This window comes from Aeromonas sp. s5, from assembly GCF_040907865.1.
Lineage (GTDB): Bacteria > Pseudomonadota > Gammaproteobacteria > Enterobacterales > Aeromonadaceae > Aeromonas > Aeromonas dhakensis.
The window spans coordinates 310,625-331,872 of record NZ_JBFOCO010000033.1 but is presented as its reverse complement, the minus strand read 5'-3'; the positions used below and the strand labels follow the sequence as shown (position 1 = coordinate 331,872).

Annotated in this window: 17 protein-coding genes; 4 read left to right on the top strand and 13 right to left on the bottom strand. The window is 63.5% G+C overall.

What is annotated here, in order from left to right:
• Positions 1-26: 26 nt before the first annotated feature.
• The 5 genes from amoA to AB5Y94_RS20795 all read right to left on the bottom strand — a co-directional run bounded on the left by amoA (position 27) and on the right by AB5Y94_RS20795 (position 7,782).
• Complete coding sequence (gene amoA, locus AB5Y94_RS20815) at positions 27-776, bottom strand: amonabactin biosynthesis protein AmoA (RefSeq protein ID WP_368206704.1); 750 nt, start codon at positions 774-776, stop codon at positions 27-29.
• 29 nt (positions 777-805) lie between these two features.
• Positions 806-3,907 carry an amonabactin biosynthesis non-ribosomal peptide synthetase AmoF gene (gene amoF, locus AB5Y94_RS20810; protein WP_368206479.1) on the bottom strand — a complete coding sequence of 1,034 codons (3,102 nt, stop codon included), beginning with the start codon at positions 3,905-3,907 and terminating at the stop codon, positions 806-808.
• Positions 3,904-4,827: an amonabactin biosynthesis bifunctional protein AmoB gene (amoB, locus tag AB5Y94_RS20805; RefSeq protein ID WP_368206478.1), complete on the bottom strand. Its 924-nt coding sequence runs from the start codon at positions 4,825-4,827 to the stop codon at positions 3,904-3,906. The genes amoF and amoB overlap by 4 nt, the downstream gene beginning before the upstream one ends.
• A gap of 23 nt (positions 4,828-4,850) precedes the next feature.
• Positions 4,851-6,518, bottom strand: coding sequence for a (2,3-dihydroxybenzoyl)adenylate synthase (locus AB5Y94_RS20800; RefSeq protein WP_368206477.1), 1,668 nt, complete (start codon positions 6,516-6,518; stop codon positions 4,851-4,853).
• Between the two features lie 76 nt (positions 6,519-6,594).
• Positions 6,595-7,782, bottom strand: a complete 1,188-nt coding sequence (locus AB5Y94_RS20795; RefSeq protein ID WP_368206476.1) for an isochorismate synthase MenF — start codon at positions 7,780-7,782, stop codon at positions 6,595-6,597.
• Positions 7,783-7,813: 31 nt separating this feature from the next.
• Here AB5Y94_RS20795 and AB5Y94_RS20790 point away from each other — a divergent pair, with 31 nt between their 5' ends.
• The 3 genes from AB5Y94_RS20790 (at position 7,814) to AB5Y94_RS20780 (ending at position 10,796) form a co-directional block, all read left to right on the top strand.
• The gene (locus tag AB5Y94_RS20790; protein ID WP_368206475.1) at positions 7,814-8,050 is read left to right on the top strand and encodes a hypothetical protein; all 237 of its coding nucleotides are present in this window, start codon (positions 7,814-7,816) and stop codon (positions 8,048-8,050) included.
• A 46-nt stretch (positions 8,051-8,096) separates the two neighbouring features.
• Positions 8,097-8,648, top strand: a complete 552-nt coding sequence (locus AB5Y94_RS20785) for a lipoprotein (RefSeq protein WP_017778915.1) — start codon at positions 8,097-8,099, stop codon at positions 8,646-8,648.
• Positions 8,649-8,795: 147 nt separating this feature from the next.
• The gene (locus AB5Y94_RS20780) at positions 8,796-10,796 is read left to right on the top strand and encodes a hypothetical protein (protein ID WP_017784691.1); all 2,001 of its coding nucleotides are present in this window, start codon (positions 8,796-8,798) and stop codon (positions 10,794-10,796) included.
• Between the two features lie 77 nt (positions 10,797-10,873).
• Here the strand turns inward: AB5Y94_RS20780 and glgC are convergent, their stop codons facing one another.
• Positions 10,874-12,148 (bottom strand): glucose-1-phosphate adenylyltransferase, encoded by a 1,275-nt coding sequence (glgC, locus tag AB5Y94_RS20775; protein ID WP_005301813.1) that lies wholly within the window; start codon positions 12,146-12,148, stop codon positions 10,874-10,876.
• Between the two features lie 188 nt (positions 12,149-12,336).
• Between glgC and AB5Y94_RS20770 the strand changes: the two genes are divergently transcribed.
• Positions 12,337-13,977 (top strand): EAL domain-containing protein, encoded by a 1,641-nt coding sequence (locus AB5Y94_RS20770; protein WP_099359283.1) that lies wholly within the window; start codon positions 12,337-12,339, stop codon positions 13,975-13,977.
• Here the strand turns inward: AB5Y94_RS20770 and AB5Y94_RS20765 are convergent.
• The 7 genes from AB5Y94_RS20765 to htpG all read right to left on the bottom strand — a co-directional run bounded on the left by AB5Y94_RS20765 (position 13,940) and on the right by htpG (position 21,006).
• A complete protein-coding gene (locus AB5Y94_RS20765) occupies positions 13,940-14,434 on the bottom strand; it encodes a hypothetical protein (RefSeq protein ID WP_010633746.1) in 495 nt (164 codons plus the stop codon). The two genes, AB5Y94_RS20770 and AB5Y94_RS20765, sit on opposite strands and share 38 nt — an antisense overlap.
• Positions 14,435-14,602: 168 nt before the next feature.
• Positions 14,603-14,965 carry a DUF2750 domain-containing protein gene (locus AB5Y94_RS20760; RefSeq protein ID WP_005301823.1) on the bottom strand — a complete coding sequence of 121 codons (363 nt, stop codon included), beginning with the start codon at positions 14,963-14,965 and terminating at the stop codon, positions 14,603-14,605.
• A 188-nt stretch (positions 14,966-15,153) separates the two neighbouring features.
• The gene (locus AB5Y94_RS20755) at positions 15,154-16,458 is read right to left on the bottom strand and encodes an inosine/guanosine kinase (RefSeq protein WP_368206474.1); all 1,305 of its coding nucleotides are present in this window, start codon (positions 16,456-16,458) and stop codon (positions 15,154-15,156) included.
• A gap of 180 nt (positions 16,459-16,638) precedes the next feature.
• The gene (locus AB5Y94_RS20750) at positions 16,639-17,031 is read right to left on the bottom strand and encodes an MAPEG family protein (RefSeq protein WP_005301828.1); all 393 of its coding nucleotides are present in this window, start codon (positions 17,029-17,031) and stop codon (positions 16,639-16,641) included.
• A gap of 73 nt (positions 17,032-17,104) precedes the next feature.
• A complete protein-coding gene (hemH, locus tag AB5Y94_RS20745) occupies positions 17,105-18,079 on the bottom strand; it encodes a ferrochelatase (RefSeq protein ID WP_368206473.1) in 975 nt (324 codons plus the stop codon).
• 114 nt (positions 18,080-18,193) lie between these two features.
• The gene (gene adk / locus AB5Y94_RS20740; protein ID WP_005301834.1) at positions 18,194-18,838 is read right to left on the bottom strand and encodes an adenylate kinase; all 645 of its coding nucleotides are present in this window, start codon (positions 18,836-18,838) and stop codon (positions 18,194-18,196) included.
• A 254-nt stretch (positions 18,839-19,092) separates the two neighbouring features.
• A complete protein-coding gene (gene htpG / locus AB5Y94_RS20735; RefSeq protein WP_065018062.1) occupies positions 19,093-21,006 on the bottom strand; it encodes a molecular chaperone HtpG in 1,914 nt (637 codons plus the stop codon).
• Positions 21,007-21,248: the final 242 nt, after the last annotated feature.

Below are 21,248 nucleotides of genomic sequence, written 5' to 3'. Positions count from 1 at the left end.
CATATTGTTCATCTGTTTCTCAAGCCTCAGGCACTCAGGGTGGCGCCGCCGTCGACGACCAGATCCTGCAGCGTGATGTGGCTGGCCAGATCCGAGGCCAGGAAGAGGACGGTATGGGCGATCTCCGCCGGGGTGGCGACCTTGCGCAGGGGGATGCCGAGCTTGAACTGCTCCGGCAACCCGGCAATGGTGCGGGCCATGGCCTCCTCGCTTGGCAGCATGCCGCGCAGCATGGGGGTATCCGTCGAGCCCGGTGACACCAGGTTGGCGCGCACGCCGAAGGGGGCCAGCTCCAGCCCCACCGTCTGGGTCAGGCTGGTGACCGCCGCCTTGGAGGCGCAATAGGCCGCCATCTGCATGCGCGGCACATGGGCGGCGTTGGAGCCGATGGTGACGATGGCGCCGCGCCGCTGCCCCTTGAAGTGGGGCACCAGGGCCCGCAGCAGATAGAAGACGCCGCTGGCGTTGACCGTCATGCAGTGGTGCCAGTCGTCATCGCTTAAGGTTTCGGTAGGGCCGAGGCGCAGCACCCCTGCCCCGTTCACCAGCACATCTAGCCCGCCGTCTGCCAGCAGCGCTGCGCAGCAGGCGTTGACCGCCTTCGAATCGCCAATATCGAGCAGCCGGGTGGCATAGGGGTAGTCGGCTTCGGGAAACGCCAGATCCAGCCCCACCACACAGGCGCCGGCCGCCACGAACTGCGTCGCCACCTCGCGGCCGATGCCGCGCCCGGCTCCGGTCACCCAGACCCGCTTGCCAGTGAAATCAAAGGCCATTTTTTGCTGATCCTTCGTCATCTTGCTCATCACCACACCATCTCAACGCTCTCTTCGTCCTCGGCAAGCAGACCGTCGAGGAAACGACAGAAGTCATCGAGGCGCGGGTGATCGAACACGTCGGAGACCTTGACCTGCACCCCGAACTCGGCGCCGAGCCGGTTGACTATCTGGATGGTCTGCAGGGATTGGCCCCCCAGCTCGAAGAAGTTGTCCGTGGGCGCCATGGTGGCCAGCCCCAAGATCTGCTGCCAGATGGTGCCGACCCGGTTCTCGGTCTCGCTGCCCAGGGTCAGGGCTTCGCCCCCCGCCTGGTAGGCGGCCAGCAGGGCCTTGCGATCCAGCTTGTTGGAGCCGGTGCGGGGCAGCTGGTCATAGTAGCGATAGTCGGTGGGGATCATGGCGGCAGGCAGCACCCTGGCCAGCTGCGCCTTGATAACCCGGCTGTCGCGCTCCGGCCCCGCCACGAAGGCCACCAGCCGGCGCACGCTGCCGATGCTCACCCCCTGCACGCAGGCCTCATCCACCCCCGGCAGGGCCAGCAGCTGGGCCTCCACCTCGCCGGGCTGGATGCGATAGCCGCTTATCTTGAATTCGTTGTCGCGCCGACCGAGGTAGACCAGCCGGCCGGCCACCAGGCGCACCCGATCGCCGGTGCGATAGACGGGCACAGCCTCCTCACCGATCCGCAGGGTGCCAAAGCTCCCTTGCACGCCCCCCACGTAGCCGTTAGCCAGCTGCGGGCCGAGCAGCACCAACTCACCCTCGCTGGCAGGTTGCTCCCCCGCCCCCAGGATGAGCGCCTGCATGCCGGGCAGCGGCAGGCCGATGGGCAGCTGGGCCTGGCTCGGATCTTCCTGCTGCAGCTCCTGGGTGGTCACCACCACGGTCGTTTCGGTGGGGCCGTAGGTGTTGAACAGGCGCACATCGGAGCGGCCCTGACGCTGCCACTGGGCCAGCTGCTCGGGGTAGACCGCCTCGCCGCCGATGATGACGGTGGTAAGCCCGGCAGGAATGTGGGCCTGACCCGCCGTCAGCGCCACCACCCACTCGTTCCAGAACGCGGTGGGCAGGTCGAGGTGGGTGATCCCCATCTGCTCCACCCCGGCCGCAAAGGCTGGCATGGATTCGAGCAGGGCGTCGGTGCGCAGCACCAGGGTGGCGCCGGCGCTCAAGGTAGCGAACACCTCCTCGATGCTGGCGTCGAAGTTGAAGGGAGCGAATTGCAGCATCCGCGCCTCTTCATCCAGGTGATAACGGCAGCGGGCGGCGGCGGCGAAGTGATCCAGCGCACCGTGGCTGACCGCTACCCCCTTGGGCAGACCGGTCGAGCCCGAGGTGAACATCAGGTAGGCGACGGCGCGGCCGGCGGCCGGCTGGTTCAAGCGGTTATCGCTCACCAGATCCCCCACCAGCAGGGTGCGTCCCTCAAACAGGCTGGCCAGCTTGTGACGGTACTCGGCCTGGGTGATCAGGGTCTTGACCTCCCCCAGCCGCAGAATATGGCCCTGGCGCTCCAGCGGCTGCTCGGGATCGAGCGGCACGTAGACGGCGCCCACCAGCAGCACCGCCAGCTGGGCGAAGATGGCCTGGGGGGTGCGGGCCAGCATGACCCCCACCTTGTCGCCAGGGGCGACGCCTGCTGCCTGCAGGGCGGCCGCCATCTGTTCGGCTCTGGCCAGCAGCGCCTCGTAGCTGAAGCGGGCCTCTCCCTGCACCGTGCTCTGAATCAAGGCAATCTTGTGCGGGGTCTGGGCGGCGAAGTGGCAGAGCGCCTCCAGCACAGGCCGCACCTGGAGAGCTTCATCGGCGGGGCCGGCGATCAGGGCGCTGGCGCGCTGCTCGGCCAGCCAGTCGGCCTTGAGGGTTCCCAGAGTCTGGGCGGGCTCGGCCAGCCAGCGCCCCAGCAGGGCAAACAGGGTATCGGCGATGGCCGCCAGGTCTGCCTGACAGTAGCAGCCGGGGTTGGCGTCCAGATCCAGTCTGGGCTGGCCATCGACACCGACCTGCACCTCTATGGTGAGATCCTCCACCGGGCCGGCGCTGATGTTGAGAATATGGGCAGATAGCGGCCCGAAGCGGCGAGCGTGATCGAACGGCATGATGTTGACCAGGGGGCCGAACAGGCGTTTGTCGCCCCCCACCAGGCCAAGATCGCGGCGCAGCAGCTCGTAGCGATAGTGCTGGTGTTTGCGCACCCCGCGCTTGGCCTTGGCCACGGCGCCGGCGGCTCCCGCCAGATCCAGTTCTTCACCCAGTGTCAGCGCCAGCGGGGTGATGTTCATCTGCATGCAGGGCACGGTCAGCGACGCCGAGCCGATGCGGTTCATCATCATCAGGCCGAGCAGGGTCTTATCCTGGCCGCTCGACAGCGACAGCTGGGCAGAGAGGCCGGCCAGCAGCAGATCGGGCCAGCCCAGCTTGTGCTCGTCGGCAAAGCCGGTCAGGGATTGCCAGAGCGCCGCCGGCAGCGGACGGCTCTCACGGATAAATTCGGCGGCAATCGGCGCGCGGGTCTCGCCAAAAGATTTTACCTCGGGCCAGCCTTGCAGCTGCTCCTGCCAGAAGGCGCGGGCGGCGGCGTTCTTGCCGCTCTGCTCGCGGCTCGCCTCTTCCGCCAGCACCTCAGCCAACGAGCCGAAGGGGGATGGGGAGTGCATCTCACCGGCCAGCCCCTCTGCATAGAGCTCGGCGATGCGCTGGAACAGCAAGGTGGTGCCAAAGCCGTCGAGGGCGATGTGGTGCACGCAGCTGTAGAGGTAATCGCGGCCGGGGCCGCGCAGCAGGGCAAAGCGGCAGGGCGCCTCTTGGGTCAGCTCGAACGGGCGGCGCAGATCGGCCCAGGCCCAGGCGCGGGCCAGCGTCTCGTCATCGCGCTCGAGGGAGACCTCTTCATAGGCCAGGGGCAGATCGGCCGGGACGAAGCAGACCGCCTCCTTATCGTCTTCGAAGTGGCCCTTGAGCGCCTCGCACTCCCCCACCGCCTTGGCAAGGGCTGCGGCCAGCACGGCAGCCTCCACCTTGCCGTCGAAGACGATGCACTCGGCGGTGTTGAACATCGCCTTGTCGTCGTTCAGCAGATGTCCGGACCAGAGCCCCTGCTGGGGGATGGTCAAGGGGAAGCGGTTCATGGGGTCACCTCCAGCGCCTGGGCTGCCAGCCTGGCCTCGATGAGGCGCCACCAGCCATTGAGGGTCGGCAACTTGGCGAGATCCACGAAGCCGAGCTCCACCCCGGCGGCGCGCCACTCGGTGAGCAGGGCCATGATCCGCACCGAATCCAGACCGTAGTCGATGAGGTTCTCGTCGGGGTCAAACTCCCCCTCGTCCTCGTCGATGTGGCTCAGCAGCCGCGCCTTGAGCCCCTCGTAAGTCAGGAGCGGATTGGTCAGGAGCGGATTGCTCTGGGCGGCAGACGCGGAAGCCGGCGCAAGGGCCAGCACCTCCTCGCAGCGGATCACCTTGCCGCAGCGGGTTGCCACGTAGTCGAGCGCCATCTGGTGGTCGGCCAGGGAGAAGTCCGCCACCCCGTCCGCCAGGAAGAAGGGCTGGATGTCGCGCATGAAGGCGTCACAGGCGGTCATCATGCAGCCGATATGGCCGTAGATGCCGCCGATGATCAGCTGATCCCGCCCCAGCGCTTTGAGCATCTGCTCGAGCTCGGAGCGCTGGAAGGCGCTGTAGCGCCACTTGACCAGCACGGTGTCGTCACGCTCTGGGCAGAGTGCTGCCACCACCTGCTGCTGCTCGGGCCGTTTGTTGAGCCCCGGGCCCCACATGTCGTTGAGCAGGGCGCGATCTTCAGGGGATTGATCCTTGGGCTGGGCGGTGTAGAAGACCGGGATGCCGAGGGCCTTGCACTGCTTGCGCACGGCGGCCAGGTGCTCGGTGAGCGCCGCAATCAGCGGGCTGTTTTCGCCATAGAAGGCGGTGAAGTACTCCTGCATGTCGTGGATCAGCAGGGCGGCGCGCTTGGGATCCAGAGACCAGTCGACCTTGTTGGCCTTCCACTGGCTGGGCATGGCGTAATTGTTCAGGGTTGGGATAGCCATAACGTCATGATTCCTTTTTAGTTTTATGCGGTTGTCAGGGACTGGTTGGCGGCGATGGCGTGCGCAATGCGCGCCCGCAGCCCCTGCTTGTCAATCTTGCCCACCGCCGTCATGGGCAGGGCGTCCAGGGTTTCGAAGCGGTCGGGCAGCTTGAAGTCCGCCACCCCGCGCTCACGCAGAAACTTGCGCAAGGCCAGCGGCTTCAAGGCGGGATCCGTGCTGACGATAAAGGCGCAGCTCTTCTCCCCCATGGCGCTGTCGGGCATGGAGACCAGGGCCGCATGGGTGATGGCCGGGTGGTGCAGCAGCTGGTTTTCCACCTCTTCCGCCGCGATCTTCTCGCCGCCCCGGTTGATCTGATCCTTCTGCCGCCCGACCACGGTGAGGTAACCATCGGTATCCTGTACCACCAGGTCACCGGAGCAGTAGAAGCCCTCGGCATCGAACACCCGGGCGTTGTGGGCCGGACTCTGGTAGTAACCGCGGAAGGTGTAGGGACCGCGGGTGTGCAGGGCGCCAGGCTCGCCGGGGGCAACCGGGTTGCCCGCCTCATCGAGGATGCGCACCTCGTCATCCGGGCTCATGGGGCGGCCCTGGGTATGGATCACCTTCTCGTCGGGGTCGTCCAGCCGGGTGTAGTTGACCAGCCCCTCCGCCATGCCAAACACCTGCTGCAGCCGGCAGCCGAGCAGCGGCCCTATCTTGCTGGCCACTGCCTCTCCCAGCTTGGCGCCGCCCACTTGCAGCAAGTCGAGGCTCTCGAGCTGAGTGCGCGCAGCGGGATCCGCTTCCGCGGCCTGCAGCCAGAGCGATACCGCCGGCGGCACCAGCGAGGTGAGGCTGACCCGGTGGCGGGCGATCAGCGGGAAACAGCTGATGGGGCTGGGGTCGGGCGCGAGCACCACTGTGCCGCCCGCCTCGAACACCCCGAGCGCCCCGGGGGAGCTCAGGGGGAAGTTGTGGGGCGCCGGCAGGGCGCACAGATAACGGGTGTGGGAGCCTAGGCCGCAGATCTCATTGCTGCGGCGCACGCTGTAGTAATAGTCGTCATGGGTACGGGGAATGAGCTTGGGAGTGCCTGTGCTGCCGCCGGAGAGCTGGAAGAAGGCCACCTCGTTCGCCGGGGTCGGGGCAAAGGAGACGGATGGGGAGCCCCCCTCATCCCCCTCGTCGAACCAGCGGGTCAGCCCCAGTTCCCCTGTGTCGCCATCCAGCAGCACCAGCTCGGCGCCGATGCTTGTCAGCAGCTCGCTCTCGCGACCCTTGCTCGCAAACAGCGGGTGGGCCAGCGAGCCGATAAAGAGGCGGGGCCGGATCTGCTCGGCGTAAGAGGCCAGCTCCAGCCGGTTGTGGCTAAAGAGCGCATTGACCGGCGCGATGCCGGCTTTCAGCAGGGCGAAGAACACCAGATAGAACTCGGCCACATTGGGGAGCTGTACCAGTGCGGTATCCCCCGCCCCCAGGCCGTGGCGGGCCAGATTCGCGGCCAGCTGGCTCGAGACGGCATCCAGCTCGCCATAGCTGAAGCGGCGCTCACCGCAGAGAATGGCCTCGGCCTCGGGGGTCAGCTCGCACTGACACGCCAGCATGGTGGTCAGCGGCTCGCCGCGCCAATAGCCCTTGGCGCGGTAGCGCTGGGCCAATGCATCGGGCCAGCGGGTATAGGGCAGGAAGCGGTTGGTATCGCTCATTGCGCGACCTCCGGACTCAGGTCCAGGGCTTTCAGATTTGGCTGCCCACTCGGCCAGCCCAGATATTGAAGCTGCGTCATTGCGCCACCTCCAAATCCAGACCCAGGGCCTTGAGCATGGTCCCCAACTTGGTGCCGGTCTCGGCCCACTCCATGGCGGGATCCGAGCCCGCGACGATGCCGGCGCCGGCAAACAGCTCCACCTGATGGCCATCGAGCACGCCACAGCGGATCACCACGGCCCACTCGCCATTGCCCTGGCTGTCGCACCAGCCGACGATGCCGCTGAACAGGGCGCGCCGGAAGGGCTCCTGCTCGCGGATGAACTGGCGGGCGAGTTCGGTGGGATAGCCGCACAGGGCCGGGGTGGGATGAAGCTGGCAGGCCAAGGAGAGCACCGATGCCTCGCCACCGTGCAGCCGGCCGGCGATGGGGGTGCCCAGATGCCAGAGGGTATCCGTGCTCATCAGCGAGGGGCTGGACGGGATCGCCAGCTCGCGGCAGTGGGGGGTCAGCACCCGGCGGATCTCGTCGATCACCAACTTGTGCTCATGCTGATCCTTGCGAGAGGCCAGCAGATCCCGGGCGACCATTTCATCTTGCGCCGGCTCGCTCGCCCGTCTGGCGGAGCCCGCCAGCGGGTGGGTGAACACCTCTCCCCCGCTGACCCGCAGCAGCAGCTCCGGGCTGGCACCGAGCAGGCGGCGGTCCTGGCCAAGCGGCAGGGAGAAGTGGAAGGCGTGGGGATTCTGGGCCATCAGACGGGTCATCACCCGCTTCGGATCGGCGGGCTGATGCAGGGTGAGTGTCAGCTTGCGCGACAGCACCACCTTGGATAACCGACCTTGTGAAAATGCATCCAGCGCCGCGCTGACCGAAGCCTGGAATTCGCCGGCCGGCGGGGTGCTCTGCACCGAGATGACCCGGTTGGCCTCGATGGCCTGCTCGGTTGCTGTCGTAGGCGCCTGCTGCGCCGGGACAGGGCGCTCGCCCCGCTCGTAGCGGCCGGGCACATAGAGGCAGGAGGCCTCCGCCGGGTCGAAGGCAAAGGCACCGATCAGCAGCGGGTTGCTCTGGCCGGCGGCGCTGGCCGCGGCCAAGGCACTGGCAATCTGTTGTTCCAGCAAGGGCCACTCGCAGGCGGGGGTGGTGATAGGCTGGCCCAGGTCAGTGGCACTGATCGTGCCCTGCCCCGAGGTAAACAAGAAATCGGGCGGTGACGCAGCCTGGGCAGGCGCGCTATTTTCCATCACAAGAGTATCCACGTTACACCCTCAAATATTATTCAAAATGATAATGATTATCAGTTTGTATTTGTGCGGCGGTAAAATACTCGCTTTGAAATCCCCCGGTCAATGGGATTTTTATGCCGATAAAACTGGAACTTATCTGTGGATATTGCCCGTCGTGGCCCGCCGTGCAGGGCCGACCCCTCTTGCCCGTATGAGCACCGCTGCCAACACCCCATATGAGGCTGCGACAAAAACCGCGGACTCACCGCCCGCGCTGGCAGCGAACGCCATTTACCCCTAAGATGGCGCCATCTTCATTACCATTGTCTCAACCCACGGGATCCTCGATGTTAAAGCACCTGCTTCTGCTCCCCCTCAGCCTGCTGCTGGCGGCCTGTTCACTCACCCAGTACAACGTCAGCGAAGGGGAGATCAACCAGTACCTCAAAGAGAGGGTCGCCTTCGAAAAACAGCTGGGGATCCCCGGCATCATGTCGAGCAAGATCCGCCTCGATGAGATGCAGAGCCGCATCGGTCGCCGCCAGGCTGACCGGGTCGAGCTGGATGCCGCCGGCGACCTGCAGGTGATGAGCCCGCTCGGCAGCCAGCAGATGAAGATCCGCTTCTCCCTGAGCGCCCGCCCCGACTACGTGGCCGAGCAGGGGGCCATCTATCTGCGCGATCTCGAGCTGCTCTCGGTCAAGACCGAGCCGGCCGACGTGGGCACCGCCCTCACCCCGCTGCTGCCCACCTTCAACCAGTCCCTCTCCCTGTTCCTCTCCCAGACCCCTGTCTATCGGCTCGACGGCAGCCGTCAGAACGAGGCGCGGATCAAGGAGAAGGTCGAAGCGCTCAAGGTGGAGCCCGGTCGACTGGTGATCCCCTTCAAACTGATGTGATGCCTGCCGCCGCGCCCCTCTTCTCTTCAACCCCTGGGGTGCGGTTTTTTCTTCTCAAGCTCCCCCCTTTGCCTCATAATGCACACCATTCTCATTTAGATTCATGAGAAGCGTCATAATAAAATCAAACATATGGTGAGAAGGGACATGAGAAAAACCGTACTGGTCCAGGCGATCGCCTGCGCGATCCTGAGCGGCGCCGCACACGCCGCCGTCAAGGTAGAAGACAAGACATTCAACACCGCCGCCAACATGCTGGCCTACACCGAATTCGAGCTCTCCGGCGAGCCGCTGGCCGAAGCCCTCGGTCTGGATCTGGATGTGCTGGACGCCAACCGCGCCGACGAGCCGACTCCGTTCGACTTCGCCGCCGGCATCGAATCCTATGAATACTCCGAAGAGGCGATGTACGCCCTCAACTATCAATCCGGCATGGGCCCGCACCTGGTGAACGGGCCGCAAAACCTGGCTCGTGGCGGCACCATGGCCACCCTTGGCCAGCGGGTGCTGGCCATGGCCGATGCGGTCGGCTTCCCGGCCGATGAAGTGCCGCAAGGCATGTATCCCCTCTCCCTGCCCTACGCCTCCGCCAATCCGGAGTTCGCGCAAGCCGTGAACGCCACCCCGGTCAACGGCGACCAGATCACCATCAAGACCGCCAAGGGCAACGAGAAGAGCGTCAAGACCCAGGTCCCCGCCTACTTCCGCGACTACGCCACCCTGCGCTGGAGCGGCAGTGACAACCTGCTGGTACCGGCAGCCGTGGGCGGCATCCTGCTCAAGGAAGTGATGTGGTCCCAGGACTTCCTCGGCGGCATGCACGTGGCCGAGACCGATGAAGAGGTGGAAGCCGCGTCCGCCACCATGGATCAGGACGGCAAGCACAAGCTGGGGGTCTCTGCCGCCGATGGCTTCAACGGCATGATGCTGACCGAGCAGTCCATCGACAAGCTGGCCATCCTGCAGGGTCAGCTCGGCTTTGACGGCAAGCAGCTGGGCGCCAAAATCACTCCGCAATACGATCCGGCCAAGGGCATCGTCTACTTCCCCCATCAGGTGAAAGTGACCGAGACGGCCAAGAACGAGGTCGGCGCCATCGGCAAATTGGAGGTGGTAGATGGCTCCGCCCAGTTGCGCGACGCCTGGATGATGCTGTGGCCGCTCTCCGAGTTCTACGCCTTCAGCGATCAGCGCAGCGCCAACACCAACCAGAACCCGGCCTTCCACGCCGTGTTTGACGGTGCCCCGTTCGCCGCCGCACCGGCTGCCAACAAGGGCAGCGATGCCGCCAAGCTGGTGGCGGGTGACGATGCCTTCTCCCTGGCGCTGAACCTCTCCGGCATGGTGTTCAAGAACCTCAATGCCCTCCACTTCGAGCCCAAGGCCGGCACCCTGGTCGACAGCTGGCAGGCCGGCAAACAGGCCAAGCACGTCACCACCTTTGACGCCGCCTACAGCCTGGTCGCCCTGCAGATCTTCCAGCGCGCCCAGGATGCACTACCGGTGGGCTACGCCGCCGGTGACAATGGCGAGCTGAATCTGAAAACCGCCCAGGGCCAGCAGGCACTGGTGCTCATTCGCCAGCAGGCCGACTTCATCCTGGCCAATCTCAAGGGCAAAAATGGGCTGGTGCACGATGGGATCACCCTGGGTGGCAAGCTCGATGCCGGCCAGTCCATCGACGCACAGTTTGCCGCCATCCGCGGCCTGACCGCCGCCTTCCTGGCGACCTCGGATGCCAAGTACCGCACCGCGGCGCGCGAGCTGTTCATCGCCGCCGACAAGGCCTACTTCAACCAGAAGGCCGGTACCTGGCTCGCTGGCAAACAGGGTGAATACACCCCCTGGACCCAGGCCGCCATCTCCGGCGCCCTGCGCTCCGCCATGCTGAACCTGCGCAACGAAGGCAGCGAGAAGGCCCCGGCGCTGGAGCTGGCCCAGCTGACCCAGCGCTACGTGAGCTGGTTCCGCGGCACCGTCAACGGCGGCATGCAGATGGCCGAGTGGATCGGCGACTCCGGTGAGAACGTCATCGAAGGGGCCGGTGGTGACACCGACGAGGATGGCGTCCCGCAAGTCACCGCCGCCGGTGGCAAGCACGGCACCGCCATGGTGATGGCCGCCAAGGCGCTGATCACCGAGAAATAATCAGCCACCGGCTGAACAGAGAAAGGGAGCCTTATCGGCTCCCTTTTTAGTTGTGGCGTCTGGCGTTGGCAGTGACATCACCCCAGCTTGGCCAGCATCTCCTTGGTCACCAGCACTATACCCTGCTCGGAGCGGTAGAAGCGGCGGCTGTCCTCGTCCGCGTTCTCCCCCACCACCAGGCCATCGGGCAGCTTGCAGCCCTTGTCCACCACCACCCGGCGCAAGCGGCAGCCGGAGCCTATCTCTACCCCGGGGAAGATCACCGCCTGATCCAGGGTGCAGAAGGAGTGCACCCGCACATGGGTGAACAGCACGGAGTTGAGCACGAAAGAGCCGCTGACAATCGACCCCCCCGCAAACATGGAGTTGATGGTCATGCCATGCTGGCCGTTGCGGTCCTGCACGAACTTGGCCGGCGGCGTCATGGTCTGGCTGGTCCAGATAGGCCAGTTTTCGTCATAGATGTCGAGCTCGGGCACCACGGAGGCGAGATCCATGTTGGCCTCCCAGAATGAATCCAGGGTACCCACGTCCCGCCAGTAGGGTTTCAGCCCCTCCTTGGCCCCCACGCAGGACATGGTGAACGGGTGGGCAAACGCCTTGCCCTCCCCCACGATGCGCGGGATCACGTCCATGCCGAAGTCATGCTTGGACTCCTGGTTGTGGATGTCCTCCTCCAGCAGCTGATAGAGGTACTCCGCCTCGAAGATGTAGATGCCCATGGAAGCCAGGGAGACGTGCTCGTTACCCGGCATGGCGGGCGGATTGGCCGGCTTCTCCACGAAGGCGCGGATCTTGCGCTGCTCGTCGATGTCCATCACCCCGAAGGCGGAAGCCTCCGCCCGCGGCACCTCGATGCAGGCAACCGTCACCTTGGCGCCGAGACGCACGTGATCGAGCAGCATGGCGGCATAGTCCATCTTGTAGATGTGATCCCCCGCCAGCACCACTATGTATTTGGGGCCGTAGTCACGGATGATGTCGACGTTCTGGTAGATGGCATCGGCGGTGCCGCGATACCAGTGCACCTCGTCCACCCTCTGCTGGGCAGGCAGCAGGTCGATGAACTCGTTCATCTGGTAGCGCAGGAAAGACCAGCCCGATTGTAGGTGACGCAGCAGGCTGTGGGACTTGTACTGGGTCACCACCCCCACCCGGCGAATGCCTGAGTTGATGCAGTTGGAGAGCACGAAATCGATGATGCGGAACTTGCCGCCAAAATGGACGGCAGGCTTGGCGCGGTTGTCGGTCAACTGCTTCAGGCGACTGCCCCGTCCCCCCGCGAGCACCAAGGCCATACTCTGGTTCAATAGTTGCCGTGCTTTGGCAGTATTTACGGGTTCTAACAACATAATTACCTCTGCCTTGTTTTGATCCATTCTCGATTCATCTTCGCCTGTTTCCGGCGTCATGAAAGTGGTTTCACTCACATTTAACTGATTTCAATTGGCCCTTTTCCAGGAGTTGAGCGGGATCGCATGCTTTGCGATGCGAGCTTGGTTAGAATTTCAGCATCAACGACATCATCAAGGATGACACCATGTTGAACAAGCTCGGGAGCAACCAGCTGATGGTGATGGCTCTCATCTGTGCTCCCCTGCTGATGCTGCAGGGGCTCTGGCTCGCCTTCGTGAGCACGCCACTCACCCTGCTGCTCATCCTCGCCACCAGCCTGCTCGGCTTTGGCCTGCTGATCCGGCTGGTGATGAGGCTGCAACAGGCGGATCGGGAGAGACAGGAACAGGTGTGGTGCCGGGCGCTGCAACTGCGCGACCCCACCTGCCTGGAAACCCCGACAGCTCAGGCCGCCCTGCAGCAGCTGCTCGCCCACTTCAACGAAGCCGAGCTCGATGCCCACCGCCAGATCAGCGAACTGCACAATCAGGCGACCCAGGACGAGCTTACCCAGCTACAAAACCGCCACGCCTTTCGGCGCGACATGACCGAGCTGTTGCAGCGGGATCAGGATACCCAGACCGCCACCCTGGTGCTGGTCCGCGCCACCGAGCTTGGCAAGCTCAACGCCCAGCGCGGCTTTCAGTCGGGGGATGCCTACATCAAAGATATTGCCAACCTCATCAACAAGGTGGTGAGCCGCTTTCCCGGCCATCAGGTCTACCGCATCTCGGGGGCCGACTTCGCGGTGCTGGTACGGCCGGAGGCCAACATACCGCCCCCCCTGCTCGGGCGGGATCTGAAGATCGCCTTCGACCACTATCAGCAGCAACACGAGCTGGAGAGCGCCGCCTACTCCGGGCTGACCCGGCTCAGCAGCGGCCAGAAGATAGAGGCCATTCTGGCCCGGGCGGATCTGGCGCTGGCCCGGGCCCAGACCGAGACGGTCAACGGCTGGGCCATCCAGCAGGATGACAACGTGGTGGAGCTGCAGGGGCAGCATCACTGGAAGCTGGTGCTGACCGAGCTGCTGGAGCAGGAGCGGATCGACTTTACCTATCAGCCGATCCAGCCCATGCACCGCAGCATGCTGGCCTACAACGAGATCTACACCCGTTTCAGCGGTGCCGACGGTACCGTGCTGCCCACCGACACCCTGTTTGCCATGGCCCAACGACTGGACATGGTGATGCGGCTGGAGCAGATGCTGGTGATCCACGTCATGCGCCAGTACCGGGCCTTTGGCTCGAATCAGAGCCGCTGGGGCATCAACCTCTCCAGCAATCTGCTGCAAAACAGCGCCTTTCTGATCTGGCTGGACCGACAGCTGCTCAACGACCCCAACACCAGCGCCAACCTGGTGTTCGAGCTGGATGAGGAGCATCTGGAGCGCAACCTGACCGGGGCCAAGCGGGTGTTCGAGCTGCTCAGACGCAACGGCAGCCGCTCCGCCATCTGCAACTTCGGCAAGGGGATCGGCTCGTTCAATCTGTTTCGCGAGCTCAAGCCCGACTACATCAAGCTGGATCCCGCTCTCATCACCGGGCTGGAGCAGGATCTCACCAATCAGCAGTTCGTGCGGATGATCGTCGATGTATCACACCGGATGGGTTGCCAAGTGATTGCGGAAGGGGTCGAACAGCTGGGCCAGAAGCAGCTGCTGCAGGGCATGTATGTGGACGGGTTGCAGGGCTATCTCATCGCCAGGCCCCAGCCGCTTCGGCCGGACATCAGCCAGCTCGGGCTCTTTACTGAGGATGCTTCAACTTCAACAGAGTCAGAATGATGTCGTTGAGCTGGCGATAGCGCTCCAGCTCCTTCTGATCGTAGCGGGTCGCCAGGGCGGTGGGATTGTGGCGATTCTTGAGGTAACGGTTGATCTGCAGCCGGTTGAAGCCAGCCACCTGATAGACCTGCCCCAGCAGGGCATTGAGCTCCTCGTGTTCAAGACCGGCCTTGGCGAGGTAATCCTCCTGGGCCGGGCTCTCCAGCTGGCAGCTCTGCTTGGCGATTCGGCCGGTCTCCTGCAGATAGCTGAGCCACTGCTCCAGATAGAGCGGCTTGCAGCCCGCCAGCAGATTGAAGAAGCCCACCGCATCGCAGCGGCAGTCGGTCAGCAGCAGTACCGCCAGTCGATCGTCATCACAGTGAAAGGTGACGGGGCCGCTCTGTCCCCAGTCCAGCGCCTGGACCCGGATCTCGGCCCGCTCCCCCGCAGCGCCAGTGACGTCGAATACAAACATGGCTCCTCCCGCTCGGCAAAAGGTTGATGATGGACCATCCCCCCGACGGGTGCAAAGGCAAATCGCCTTTTCATTCAGTATTCTGCAAGCCGGCCATAAAAAAACCGACATCCTCGCAGATATCGGTTCTCGTCACGCGGGCCAAGGCCCGGTTCAATGCAGTCTGGTTCAGGCGTCCAGTTCCACCAGCGCCTTGGCCAGCTCGATGGGTTCGAGCTCCTGCCCTTCCAGATCGGCGTTCCAGTTCGGGCCGACCAGCACGTCGTCTTCGTCCAGATCGTTGATCCAGATGTCGAGGAACTCTTCCAGCTCGATCACTTCCGGCTCGTAGTCGGCCCACTCGTCCACGCAGTGCAGACGGGCGTCCTCTTCGGCGGACCAGAGCGGCATCACGTCCGCATCTTCGAACTCGGCAGAGCGGCAGACCACCCAGTCTTCACCGTAGCGCAGACCCCACACCTGACCCGACTCGCGGACTTCTTCGATGAACAGTTGGAAATTGGCGTCAAGATTGTCAGTTAACTTACTCATGGGGCTCTCTCTTTAATCGGGTGCTGCGGCCACGGCAGTGCCGAGTGGCAATGCGGTGGCCAAATGGTGTCGCAAAAGCGACATGGACTCAAGCATCTTGGGGGTTATCACACAAAAAACTGCCCGATGGCGGGTTTTACCTGACAAAACGCCTCCCGAAGGAGGCGTTTTCAGCGCAGAGGGCGGGATCAACGCTCCCAGTACACCTCTTCCAGGCTGTCTTCCTTCTCCGGCAGACCGCGAGAGAGACGCGGGCTGCTCTGGGCCAGCACCTCGTAGCTCACCCGGTTGGCGTACTTGCACACCTGGGAGAGGGAGGAGTAGGTGAGGAACTCGGCCACGTGCTTGGCGGAGTTGGGCACGGCACTGCGGTGATAGGCGTTGGCCACCATGTCGTGCAGCACGGCAGAGAGCGCCCCGTCCCCTGCCCCGTTGGTGTTCTTGATCTTCTCCGGCCCGCCCATGTAGGGGGAGATGTGGGAGTAGATGCGCTTGGGCACGCGGCAGCCGCTGCGGGTCATGGGGCGGCTGAACTCGTACATGTTGAACTCGGGGATGACGCCGGGCAGCAGCGGCAGGGTGGTTTCGCGCTTGAAGTCATCTTCGGTGTAGGCAGCCATGTAGAGCCCCACCGGACCTGCGGTGCAGAGCACCATGTCGGCCCAGTCCAGCGCCTTGTCGGCGGCGGCCAGGGGATCGGAGAAACCGGTCAGGGCCTCGCCCTCTTCCTCGTTCATGGCGAGCACGGTGACGTTCTCGCTGATGAAATCGCGCCACCACTGGGGGTCGGACTCGATGACGAAGCGGGTACCCAGGGTCAGCACCACAGGCACGCCGGCCTCGCGGGCATAGCGCACCGCAGCCATGGCCGCGTCCTTCATCGGAGTACCATCTTCACCGCGCACCAGGTAGGCGGTGATGACCAGGGCGGAGGACTCCTTGATGATCTCCTCGGGGATGTGGGCCACATCCAGATGGTCCATCTTGCCGGCGTTGATGCCAAAGCTGCGTTCGCCCCCTTCGGTGATGAAGGTGAAGCAGCGGCCGACCGGGCCGTCTACCGGTTGCAGGTAGTCCAGGTTGACCCGCGACGAGGTGTTGCACAGGTAACGGTAGGCGTAGCTGCCGATGCGGATGTCCTGGCTCATGACGCCGAGCAGGATGGAGTGGGAGTCCGCCAGTACCGAGTAGTTGTGCATGGTGTTGCCGATGGTGCCACCGGCAAACTCGCTCACCACCATGTTGTTGCTCTTGAGCTCGTCGTAGATCTGCTCGGCCACGTCGTCGGAGATGAGCATGGAGTGGCCGCGACTCAGGCCGTAACGCTCGAGAAACGCCAGGTCAACGTGCGCTTCGATGTCGACCAGCGTCTGGTCAATCCCAACCACATAGGCCTTGCCCCGCTCCGAGAGCTCCGCACTCTGGGAGATGAGGGGATCACGACGATCCACTGGAAAGTAGTGTTTGGACTTGCGCTGACCGGGAAATTTCATGGCAATGTTCTTGTGCTCTGGGGGAAAGAGGGGGGGGGATTTTAACACAATCCGCCGCGCCGAAAAGTCGCCTGATTAAAATATGAAGTCAGTATAGACAAGGGTTGCAGAGGAAAACGTTTACCAAAACCCATCAAAAAAACCACCTCGCGAGGAGGTGGTTTTGGGGTCGGAGAAGACTCAGCCGGCGGCGAGCCCGCTGGCCAGTGCCAGCACCGAGAAGAGCCCGAGCGAGAGCCAGAAGAAGAGGGTGCCGAAGAGGCGCGGCATGTTCGGCGCCTTGGGGATCTGGATACCGATGGCGTGCAGGATGCGCCCCACCAGCAACAGCACGCCGCCAAGGTGCAGCCAGAAGGCACCGACCCCCGCCAGCTCGCACAGCGCCATCAGCAGCAGGGTGAGCGGCACGTACTCGGCGAAGTTGCCGTGGGCCCGGATGGCGGCGCGCATCTCGGGCGCCTCCCCTTCCCCTATCATCACCTTGAACTGGGCGCGGCGCTTGACCACCCAGAAGGAGAGCAGCAGAAACAGCAGCCCCAAGAGGCCGGCGTAAATCAGGGTGATATGCATCATGATGACACTCCTTCTCCTTGGATAACGAACAAAACACGGCCCGCTCCGGGGTACGGCACGGGCGGCGTGTCGATCAGGCCAGCTCGCGGCAGATCAGCGACACCATCATGCGAATGTGGGCCTGATCACTGTTGAGGGCCGGAATGTATTCAAACTGCTCGCCCCCGGCGGCCATGAAGATCTCCCGGTTCTGCACCTGGATCTCCTCCAGGGTCTCGAGGCAGTCGGCGGCAAAGGCGGGGCAAATCACGTCAAGCCGCTTGATCCCGGTGGCCGGCAGGCCGGCGATGGTCACGTCGGTGTAGGGCTTGAGCCACTCCTCCTTGCCAAAGCGGGACTGGAAGCTGGCGGTCCACTGGCTGGCGTCCAGCCCGAGCGCCTCGGCCAGCAGCGCGGCGGTGCGCCGGCACTGCTGACCATAGGGATCCCCTTCCCGCTCATAGCGCTCGGGAATGCCGTGGAACGACATCAGCAGGTGCTCGCCCTGGCCGTGCTGTTCCCAGTGGCGGCGCACGCTCATGGCCAGCGCCTGGATATATTCGGGGTGAGCATGGTAATCACGAATGAGCCGCACCACCGGCAGGTTGCGCTCTTTTTTCATCGCCCGGCTCCAGCCATCGAACACCGAGGCGGTGGTGCTGACCGAATACTGGGGATAAAGCGGCAACAGGATCACCCGGTTGACCCCCTTGGCCTTGAGCGCCTGCCAGCCCTCCTCCAGCGAGGGGGAGCCGTAGGTCATGGCCAGCTCCACCGGCACCTCGACCCCTTCGCGCTTGAGCTCCTGCTCCAGCGCCGCGCGCTGCTGCTGGCTTATCACCATCAGCGGCGAGCCCTGCTCGGTCCACACCTGCTGATAGAGCTTGGCCACCTTGGGGGAACGGGTCGGCAGGATGATGAAATGGAGCAGCGGGCACCAGAGGTAGCGCGGCAGGTCGACGACCCGCTGATCGTGCAGAAACTGGCTGAGAAACGCCTTGACGGCGGCCGTGGTGGGCGCGGCTGGGGTACCCAGATTGACCAGCAAGATCCCGGTTTTCGTGGTCACGTTTGCTTCCTGTCTTTCTGTTGTTATGTCTTATATGCAAGAAAGGGCCCTGTCGGGCCCTTGTCTCAATGGCACATTGCCGCTGGCCCCTGGGGGACGATGGCAATGGCGGGCTTAGCCCAGGATGGTCGCCAGCTGCTTGCTGACCAGTTCCACCGGCTGGGTGCCATCAATCTTGACGTAACGGGTGTTGCCCGCTTCCGCTTCCTTGCCGTAGAAGCCGATGAGTGGTGCGGTCTGCTGATGGTACACATCCAGACGCTTGCGCACTGTGGTCTCTTCGTCGTCGGCACGGATCACCAGATCTTCACCGGTCACGTCGTCCTTGCCTTCCACTTTCGGCGGGTTGAACACCACGTGGTAGGTACGGCCGGAGCCGGAGTGAACGCGACGACCGCTCATGCGCTTGACGATCTCTTCGTCCGGCACGTCGAACTCCAGCACGAAGTCCACGGCAACACCGGCATCCTTCATGGCTTGCGCCTGGGGAATGGTGCGCGGGAAACCGTCCAGCAGGAAGCCGTTGGCGCAATCCGGTTGGGCAATACGCTCTTTGACCAGGCCGATGATGATGTCGTCAGAGACGAGCTGACCTGCGTCCATCACGGCTTTGGCCTTGAGGCCCAGCTCGGTGCCCGCCTTGATCGCGGCACGCAGCATGTCGCCGGTGGAGATCTGCGGAATACCGTGTTTTTCCATGATGAACTGAGCCTGAGTACCCTTGCCGGCACCCGGAGCCCCCAACAGAACAATGCGCATACACGCTCCTATTGATTGGTTATTCAATTCTTGAGAAGGCAAAAAACTACACGGTTTCGCTCATTTCCACAAGCTTGGCCCGTGTGAGTGACTTATTTTTCACCATTTTCCCGTCACGGCAATACGACCATTGGCGCAGATCCGTTTACGAAAAATGAGTGAAAATGCAGCAGCACTGCACGCAACTGGCGCCCGCCCCAAACGGGGCAGGCGCCAGAAAAGAAAGAGCCCACTGCACGCAGTGGGCCCAAACATCATGCCTGGAGTAACAGACGGTTGATACGGGAGACGAAGCTCGCCGGATCATTGAGCCCGCCCTGCTCGGCCAGCTGAGCCTGTTCGTGCAACAGGGTGACCCACTCGCCGAACAGTGCCTCGTCCTGGATGGTGTCGAGTTTCTTCACCAGGGCGTGGTCGGGGTTCAGTTCCAGAATGTACTTCTGCTCCGGCACCGGCTGACCGGCGGCGCGCATCAGCTTGATCATCTGGGTGCTCATGCCGTGGGCATCGGTGACGATGCAAGACGGCGAGTCGGTCAGACGGTGGGTGACGCGCACCTCTTTTACCGCCTCGCCCAGGCTCTGCTTGACCCGCTCCACCAGACCGGCGTTGGCCTTCTCGGCCTCTTCCTGTGCCTGCTTGGAGGCTTCGTCTTCCAGATCGCCGAGATCCAGCTCGCCACGGGTGACGGAGACCAGCTGCTTGCCGTCGAACTCGGTCAGGTGGCTCATCAGCCACTCGTCCACCCGCTCCCACATCAGCAGCACTTCGACGCCCTTCTTGCGGAAGATCTCGAGGTGCGGGCTGTTTTTGGCGGCAGCGTAGGAGTCGGCGGTGATGTAGTAAATCTTCTGCTGCCCTTCCTTCATGCGGCCAACATAATCCTCAAGGGACACGGTCTGGGCTTCGCCCTCGCCGGCAGTGCTGGCAAAGCGCAGGAGCTTGGCGATCTCTTCGCGGTTGGCGTAATCCTCGGCCGGGCCCTCTTTGAGCACATTGCCGAACTCGCTCCAGAACTTGGCGTACTTCTCGGCATCGTCCTTGGCCAGCTTGGCCAGCATGGTCAAGACACGCTTGGAGCAGGCCTTGCGCAGGGAGACGGTCACCTTGTTGTCTTGCAGGATCTCGCGGCTGACGTTGAGCGGCAGATCGTTGGAGTCCAGCACCCCTTTGACGAAACGCAGGTAGGTCGGCATGAACTGCTCGGCGTCGTCCATGATGAAGACGCGCTGTACGTAGAGCTTCAGGCCGTGCTTCTGCTCACGGTTGTAGAGATCGAACGGTGCGCGGGCCGGCACGTAGAGCAGGCTGGTGTACTCCTGCGCCCCTTCCACCCGGTTGTGACCCCACAAGAGCGGATCTTCGAAGTCGTGGGCGACGTGCTTGTAGAACTCCTGATACTCCTCGTCCTTGATGTCCTTCGGGTTGCGGGTCCACAGCGCAGTGGCGCGGTTGACCTGTTCCCACTCGCCCGGGGTGCCGACGATGGTTTCACCGTCTTCTTCCCGATCCGGGGTCCCCTCTTTGAACATCTCCACCGGCACGCTGATGTGGTCGGAATATTTGCTGACCACGGAGCGCAGGCGCCAGTCGTCGAGGAACTCGTCCTCTTCGGCACGCAGGTGCAGGATGACGTCGGTACCGCGACCGGCTTTGGTCACGTCGGCCACGGTGAAAGAGCCTTCCCCTTCCGATTCCCACTGCACGCCCTGGCCCGGTTCGGTACCGGCGGCGCGGGAGACCACGGTCACCTTGTCGGCGACGATGAAGGCGGAGTAGAAGCCCACCCCGAACTGACCGATCAGCTGGGAGTCGCGGCCCTGATCACCGGAGAGGTTCTTGAAGAACTCGGCGGTGCCGGATTTCGCGATGGTGCCCAGGTGCTCGATCACCTGATCCCGGGTCATACCGATCCCGTTATCGGAGATGGTCAGGGTCCGTTTTTCTTTATCAACCACCAGGCGAACGCGCAACTGGCCGTCGTTTTCGAACAAAGAGGCATCGGAAAGCGCCTTGAAGCGCAGCTTGTCCGCCGCATCGGAGGCGTTGGAGATCAGCTCGCGCAGGAATACTTCTTTGTTGGAATAGAGGCTGTGGGCCATCAGGCTCAGCAGTTGTTTGACTTCAGTCTGAAACCCGTGGGTTTCGGCATGAACGCTTTGGGTCATCGACACTATCCTCAGGCGATTCGGGTTGAACATATTCCCGATCCAAGATGGGGCCGGTGATCGCCATTTCAAGGGGACAAATACAACGAACGGTGCGAATGGCGATTTTTGCGCCAATCGAGGCTAGGGCCCCATCCTGCGCAAACAAAAAACCCGCCGAGGCGGGTTCTGGTATCGCAGGCTGAGTCGCGACGCAGGGCCTGTTGAAGAACAGAGGCTGACTCAGTTGAGGGGCTGGCGCT

Excerpts from the sequence above, each read along its gene's own strand:
- amoA (WP_368206704.1), bottom strand. The coding sequence starts at position 776 with ATGGCCTTTGATTTCACTGGCAAGCGGGTCTGGGTGACCGGAGCCGGG.
- amoF (WP_368206479.1), bottom strand. The coding sequence starts at position 3,907 with ATGAACCGCTTCCCCTTGACCATCCCCCAGCAGGGGCTCTGGTCCGGA.
- amoB (WP_368206478.1), bottom strand. The coding sequence starts at position 4,827 with ATGGCTATCCCAACCCTGAACAATTACGCCATGCCCAGCCAGTGGAAG.
- AB5Y94_RS20800 (WP_368206477.1), bottom strand. The coding sequence starts at position 6,518 with ATGAGCGATACCAACCGCTTCCTGCCCTATACCCGCTGGCCCGATGCA.
- AB5Y94_RS20790 (WP_368206475.1), top strand. The coding sequence starts at position 7,814 with ATGATTATCAGTTTGTATTTGTGCGGCGGTAAAATACTCGCTTTGAAA.
- AB5Y94_RS20785 (WP_017778915.1), top strand. The coding sequence starts at position 8,097 with ATGTTAAAGCACCTGCTTCTGCTCCCCCTCAGCCTGCTGCTGGCGGCC.
- AB5Y94_RS20780 (WP_017784691.1), top strand. The coding sequence starts at position 8,796 with ATGAGAAAAACCGTACTGGTCCAGGCGATCGCCTGCGCGATCCTGAGC.
- glgC (WP_005301813.1), bottom strand. The coding sequence starts at position 12,148 with ATGTTGTTAGAACCCGTAAATACTGCCAAAGCACGGCAACTATTGAAC.
- AB5Y94_RS20770 (WP_099359283.1), top strand. The coding sequence starts at position 12,337 with ATGTTGAACAAGCTCGGGAGCAACCAGCTGATGGTGATGGCTCTCATC.
- AB5Y94_RS20765 (WP_010633746.1), bottom strand. The coding sequence starts at position 14,434 with ATGTTTGTATTCGACGTCACTGGCGCTGCGGGGGAGCGGGCCGAGATC.
- AB5Y94_RS20760 (WP_005301823.1), bottom strand. The coding sequence starts at position 14,965 with ATGAGTAAGTTAACTGACAATCTTGACGCCAATTTCCAACTGTTCATC.
- AB5Y94_RS20755 (WP_368206474.1), bottom strand. The coding sequence starts at position 16,458 with ATGAAATTTCCCGGTCAGCGCAAGTCCAAACACTACTTTCCAGTGGAT.
- AB5Y94_RS20750 (WP_005301828.1), bottom strand. The coding sequence starts at position 17,031 with ATGATGCATATCACCCTGATTTACGCCGGCCTCTTGGGGCTGCTGTTT.
- adk (WP_005301834.1), bottom strand. The coding sequence starts at position 18,838 with ATGCGCATTGTTCTGTTGGGGGCTCCGGGTGCCGGCAAGGGTACTCAG.
- htpG (WP_065018062.1), bottom strand. The coding sequence starts at position 21,006 with ATGACCCAAAGCGTTCATGCCGAAACCCACGGGTTTCAGACTGAAGTC.